Source organism: Dietzia timorensis, from assembly GCF_020742175.1.
Classification (GTDB): Bacteria; Actinomycetota; Actinomycetes; order Mycobacteriales; family Mycobacteriaceae; genus Dietzia; species Dietzia timorensis_A.
Genome location: NZ_DYXM01000182.1, coordinates 1 through 6,072, shown reverse-complemented (window position 1 = coordinate 6,072; position 6,072 = coordinate 1). Strand labels below are relative to the sequence as shown.

General features: G+C 64.6%; 5 protein-coding genes. 3 read left to right on the top strand and 2 right to left on the bottom strand.

Annotated elements, in window-relative coordinates; genetic code table 11:
* Window positions 1-48: 48 nt before the first annotated feature.
* On the bottom strand, window positions 49-948 hold the full coding sequence (locus K8V11_RS09540; RefSeq protein WP_303913255.1) for a LysR family transcriptional regulator: 900 nt from the start codon (window positions 946-948) through the stop codon (window positions 49-51).
* Between the two features lie 90 nt (window positions 949-1,038).
* Between K8V11_RS09540 and K8V11_RS09535 the strand changes: the two genes are divergently transcribed.
* Window positions 1,039-2,031, top strand: a complete 993-nt coding sequence (locus K8V11_RS09535) for a DMT family transporter (protein ID WP_303913252.1) — start codon at window positions 1,039-1,041, stop codon at window positions 2,029-2,031.
* 416 nt (window positions 2,032-2,447) lie between these two features.
* On the opposite strand, the gene K8V11_RS09530 is transcribed toward K8V11_RS09535, so the two are convergent.
* Window positions 2,448-2,960 (bottom strand): hypothetical protein, encoded by a 513-nt coding sequence (locus K8V11_RS09530; protein WP_303913250.1) that lies wholly within the window; start codon window positions 2,958-2,960, stop codon window positions 2,448-2,450.
* A 385-nt stretch (window positions 2,961-3,345) separates the two neighbouring features.
* Here K8V11_RS09530 and K8V11_RS09525 point away from each other — a divergent pair, with 385 nt between their 5' ends.
* Entirely contained in the window at window positions 3,346-4,731 is a 1,386-nt protein-coding gene (locus tag K8V11_RS09525; protein ID WP_303913247.1) for a glycoside-pentoside-hexuronide (GPH):cation symporter, read from the top strand.
* Window positions 4,724-6,072, top strand: a 1,349-nt coding sequence (locus K8V11_RS09520; protein ID WP_303913245.1) for an alpha-amylase family glycosyl hydrolase, incomplete at its 3' end; no start/stop codon positions are given. The genes K8V11_RS09525 and K8V11_RS09520, both read left to right, overlap by 8 nt.

Below are 6,072 nucleotides of genomic sequence, written 5' to 3'. Positions count from 1 at the left end.
ATCACGCTTAACACAAGCTGTATGTGAGTATGACGTCGAAAATCGCAGTCATCCCGTCGGCCGCTGCCCGGCGAGCGCCTGTCGGAATGCCATGACGGCCGGATGCGTCTCGGCTCCCGCGCGCACCGCCGTCCACAGCGTTCGCCTTGGCGGGCCGGGAAGGTCGATCACGTCCACGCCATCCACCCCGTCCCGAATGATCAGCTGCGGTGCCAACGCGAGCGCATGCCCACCACGCACGAGGTGGATCTGGAGGAACGGGTCCGGAGTCGAATACCGCACCGACGGCTCGAACCCGGCGCTACGGCACAGGTCACGTACCCAGCGGCCCATTACGTGCGCCTCCGGATCCACTGCGAGCGGCGCCTCGCGCAGCGCGTCGAGACCGCGCGTTAACTCAGAATACGGTCCCTTCCGGGGAAAGAGCAGGTGCATCGTGTCCTGCCACAGCACCTCGACGTCGAACCCCTCGGTCGGCACCTGTGGAACTCCGGGGTAGTCCTCGCCGATTACCACGTCGAAGCCGCGCGAGGCGAGGCCCTTGACCCCCTCCTCGATATCGCGCTGCGTCAGTTCCACCCGAAGGTCCGGGTGCCGCGCGCTCAGCGCGTCGAGCGCCGACGGCGTTGCGGCAGCGAGCACGGTCTGGAAGCCCGCCACACGCAAAGTCCCGCGCACTTCATCTGTAGAGTTCGCCATTGCCGCCTCGGCCTCGTCGGCGAGTGCAAAGATCCGCCCAGCGTAATCGGCGAGAACCTGCCCCTGTGTCGTGAGCCGCACATTGCGCCCGGCGCGTTCGAGCAGCGGGAAGCCGGTGTCGCGCTCGAGCGTCTTGAGCTGCTGCGACACTGCCGAGTGCGAGTACGAAAGCACCTCGGCCACCCGCGTCACCGTTCCGCGCTGCTGCAGCTCGAGGAGCATCCTCAGCCGCGTGAGATCCAGATCCATTAGCTCACCAAAATATGTAAGTAGAACTGACAAATATCTTCTATAAACTGTCGCTAGACTAACCGATCGCGCGGAACGACACTGGGTGTCATGGCAGCAACCTCACTCGCGAACCCCCAACGCGGCACCGGCGTCCTCCTACTCGTCGGCTCGTGTTTCTCGCTCCAGCTCGGCGCCTCGGTGGCCCACGGGCTGTTCCCGCATGCGAGTTCCTGGGGCGTCACCGCCGTGCGCCTTGCCGTCGCCGCGCTCATCCTCCTCGCGCTATCCCGCCCATCCATCCGCACGTGGGATCGCCAAACGTGGCTTTCGGTCGCGCTCCTCGGCGTCACCCTCGGCGCGATGAACGGCTTCTTCTACGCCGCCATCGCCCGCCTTCCGCTCGGCGTCGCCGTCACCATCGAATTCCTCGGCCCGCTTCTCCTCGCGGCCGCACTCTCGCGCCGCATCGCGGACATCGGCTGGGTCCTCCTGGCGCTCACCGGCATCGGCCTCCTCGGGCTCAATTCATTCATGACGTCGGACGCCCTCGATCCCATGGGCGTCGGATTCGTGTTGTGCGCGGCCGCGATGTGGGCGTGCTACATCCTCGCCGGGGCGAAGGCGTCCAACACGGTGCCGGGAATGGGCGGCCTCGCGGTGGCTTTCGCCATCGGTGCCGCGGTTAACGCGATCCCCGGCTTCTCCGGCGCCCAAGCCATCCTCACGTCGCCCGACCTGCTCTGGCCGGCGCTGCTCACCGGCGTGCTCGGTTCATTGGTTCCGTACTCGCTGGAGTTCCTCGCGCTTCGCCGCCTGCCGCGCCCTGTATTCGGTGTGCTCATGAGCCTCGAACCCGTATTCGCCGCGATCGTCGGCTGGATCGTCCTCAGCCAGGCGCTCACCCCGCTGCAGTGGCTCGCGGTCGCGGCGGTCATCGCCGCGACCGTCGGCAACACCCTGTCGTCCCGTGAAGAATCGGGCGAAACAGGTGTAGAGGTCGAAACGCCCACGGAAGTGCCGATCTCTCCGCAAAAAGTTCAGTCGCGTGGGCACGAGAAATCATTATTCGCAGACAATGATCCACATGTGAGCAAGAGCTGATCCGGCAGATCTTGTGGTCCGGTGTTGATTGAAGACGTCGTATCGAGGTGTCTGAGGTTCTATTGTGGCCGAGCATTCCAGTTTTACGACAACGTGGATGGCCGCCAAGAATCGATTGCGATCCGTCTTCTTTCACGGCTGCGATGCAAGAAAAGTGCGGCCATTTCAATGGGAATGGCCGCACTAGTCAGGCGTGTTTCTCGAGTCTTACTGGGAGTCGTACCGGGGGCGTCGAGCGAGTGTTCTGCCGATTCGGTGCCAGCCTCGCCGCCCACGAGCGGTCACGATACTCGCCACGATTAGCCCGAATACGAGGCCTTGGGAGATTGCAGTCCATGAATATGGAGTGGCGCCCCAGAATATCGGGGCCCCGCTCCACGCGACGGCTACTAGCAGTGCGACGAGAAAGAACACGGCTACCAGCCCATGGCCGCGGACACGCCGCCGGAAACGCACGAAACCGCGAGACCCCAGCCGATCTTTCCGCCAAGCCACTTGACGAACGTCCAATACGACACCCTGCGCTCGAGAATCTCCAGGATCGCGTCGTATCCGATCACGCCGCCAGCGCAGCCTGCGACCGCCTGGGCTGCATTCTTGATGACCGAATCGCCACCTTCGGCGCGGAGCTCAGCGCCTTGCTTGCCGGGCTGCTGAGGTTCGGTGAAGTCCGTGGGATTATCTTCAACAGCGATCGACTTGCCGCTGGAGTCCTTGGCCTTCACTGTCCCGTCATTGCTCAGCTCGAGAGTTGCGGTGTCAGACGGGAGTGCGGGCAAATCGTCGGACTTGCGCGCCTCGTTTAGCGCCGAAAGTGTCTTTTCGTCGATATCGACGGTGTCGGAATAGTTGGAGACGGCGTTCGAGGATGCTGCTGGCGCGGGTGCTGCTTGCGCTGTGGCTGCACCGGCGCCGAGGGGTACGGCCAATGCGGCAATCATGATCGTGGTGGCTGTTTTCCGAGCAAAGGTCATAGGTGGCCTTTCGCGCCTTGAATAGCTGTCCGCGCTACCGAGAGGTCGAACGCGACGAAACTGGATCTTGGCTTCGCGGTGAACACGTAAACAGACCACAAGGGAATTGAAAATAGGTACTTCCGAATCGTTATATTTCAAGAGTTGCCGTAGGCAAACACTTAATTTTAAAGCTGCGGAAATCGAGAACAATCTGCTTCTACTTATGTAGATGAGAATCCGTGAAGGGAGAATCCGACGCGAGATTCAGGGCGCTATGGGCTAATCGTTTGTGGCTAAACATGCAACTGCGTAGGCATCGTGGGGCACACTGGCACTCGTGGCCAAGGAATCACGGCATGTGGCTGACCAGGATGAGCCGCTCTCACGGCGCAACACCTGGGGCTTCGGGCTGGGAACCCTCGGCCGCGACATGGTGGCCGCGATGGTCACGATGTTCCTCATGGTCTACCTCACCGAGGTCCTCGACCTCACGAATTCCACGCTCGCCGCCGTCACGGTCGTGCTCGTCGTGCTGCGCGTGTTCGATGCCGTCAACGACCCGGTGATGGGGCTCATCGTCGACAACACCCGCAGCCGCTTCGGCAAGTTCAAGCCGTGGATCGCGAGCGGCGCGGTCGCGTGGGCGCTCGGCACGGCGCTTCTGTTCACGGACTTCGGCCTCGAAGGTGCCGCGTTCGTCATTGCGTTCACCGCCTGCTACCTCGTGTGGGAGATCGCCTACACGGTCAACGACATCTCGTATTACGGCATGGTCCCGGCGCTCTCGCGGAACCAGACCGAGCGCGAGAAGATCGGCGTCGTCGCCCGCCTATGCGCGAATATCGGCATGTTCTCCGTGGTCATTGGCATCGTCCCGATCACGGGCGCGCTGGAAGACGCGCTCGGCTCGGCGACCCGCGCGTGGCTCGTATTCGCCGTCGCCATCAGCGCGATCATGCTCGCGTTCCAGGCGATCACGCTCGTCGCGACGCGCCAACGCGTAGGCACCGACTCGCCGCCGCCCACCCGGCTATCCGAGCTCTTCGCCGTCATCGCGCGTAACGACCAGCTCCTGTGGGTCACCGCCGCGATGTTCCTGTTCATGACCGGATTCACCGCAACCGCCGGGTTCGGCCTCTACTACTTCACCTATATATACGGCGACGAGGGTATGTACGCGGTCTTCGCGGCGATCCTCGGAGTCACGCAGATCGCGGGACTGGTATCGTTCCCTTTCGTCGCGGCGCGGCTCAGCCGCCGGCGGGTCTTCACCCTCGCCTCGGTGCCATGCGCTGCCGGGTACATTCTCTTCGCCTCCGCAGGTACGTCGATCGTGATCATCGGCGTCGCCGGGGTCGCGATCTTCTTCGCGCAGGCCTACATCCAGCTGCTCATCATGTTGTTCATCGCCGACTGCGTCGAATACGGGCAGTGGAAACTCGGCCGCCGCAACGAATCCGTCACCTTCTCCCTCCAGCCGTTCCTCTACAAAGCGGCGAGCGCCGCGGCGAGTGGCATCGTCGGGCTCACGCTCATCGTCTCCGGAATCAACGAGGCCGACGGGCCTGCGGACCTCGACTCCGGCGGCATCGCACTGTTCAAATTCGCGATGTTCGGCGTGCCCGTCCTCGGCATCGTCGCCAGCTGGATCATGGTCCGGCGCAAGTACGTTCTCGACGAGGACACCTACGCGACGATCGTCGCCGATTTGCGCGAGCGAGAGAGAGCGGGCGGCGATGAATAGCAATCCGAGCATCGGCGAAATCTACGCCCACCCCGTCGGGCGCGACGCCATCGACAAGTTGCTCCTCCAGCTCGGCCGCGACCGCCGCTGGGTGGACAATCCGCTCATCCGCCGACTCCCGCTGCGGGCGGTAGCGCTCCTCGCCCGGCCTGTGCTTGGCCCCGGCTTCGCGGACTCGCTGCTGCAACTCCTCGGCGACCATCCGGGAACCCCGGCGCCGCGGCTGCCCACCGAGAACGACACGCACGCATCCGTCGACGGACCGGCGCCGTGGTGGCATTCGGCCGTGTTCTACCAGGTCTATCCGCGCTCCTTCGTGGACTCGAACGCCGACGGCGTCGGCGATATCCCTGGTATCACCTCCCGCCTCGATTACCTGGCGGCCCTCGGCGTCGACTGCCTCTGGCTCTCGCCGATCTTCGACTCCCCGGGCGACGACGCCGGCTACGACATCCGCGACTACCGCGCCGTCGCCGCCGAATTCGGCACCCTCGCCGACCTCGACGCTCTCATCGCCGGCTGCCACGACCGCGGGATGCGCATCATCCTGGATCTCGTGGTCAACCACACTTCCGCTGAACACCCGTGGTTCCGCGCCGCCTGCGAGGATCCGGACGGACCGTACGGCGACTACTACTTCCTGCGCGGCGGCCCCGGCACGTCCGGCAACCCGCCCAGCGAACCGCCCAACAATTGGACCTCGTTCTTCGGGGGCAGCGCATGGCGCTGGATCCCGGAGGCGGGGCGGTGGACGCTCCACCTGTTCGCGCCCTCGCAAATGGACCTCGACTGGGACGCCCCGGCGGTCCGCGCGGAGGTCGCCGACATCGTCCGCTGGTGGCGCGGGCGGGGTATCGACGGATTTCGCCTCGACGTCATCAACTACATCTCCAAGCGGACCGGCCTGCCTGGTGGCAACCCGGGGATCGGGAAGCTCATCGGGTTCACCGGGGTCGAGCACTACTTCTTCGGGCCGCACCTGCACGCGTACCTGTCCGAGCTACGCCGAAACGGATTCACGCGCGCGGACGCGGATCCTCCGGCGTCATCCACCGTGCGGGAGCGACGCGCGGACGGAAGCCTCGGCGACCCGTTGCCCCAGGACTCGGTCGGCGTAATGGTCGGGGAGACGCCCGGCGTCGGGGTGGAGATGGGCCGCTTGCTGACGGCGCACGAACCGCGCGCGCTCGACCTGACGTTCAACTTCGACGTCCTCGACGAACCCGGGCGTGTGCGCTGGGACGACTACCGCCTGAACCTCGCCTACCTCAAGGGCTATTACATCGACTACCTCGGGCGTCTCGGCGCCGGCGAGCGGATCGCGCTGTTCTTCGACAACCA

What these genes read in the sequence shown, in the direction of transcription:
- K8V11_RS09535 (WP_303913252.1), top strand. Translation starts at nt 1,039, where the DNA reads ATGGCAGCAACCTCACTCGCGAACCCCCAACGCGGCACCGGCGTCCTC.
- K8V11_RS09540 (WP_303913255.1), bottom strand. Translation starts at nt 948, where the DNA reads ATGGATCTGGATCTCACGCGGCTGAGGATGCTCCTCGAGCTGCAGCAG.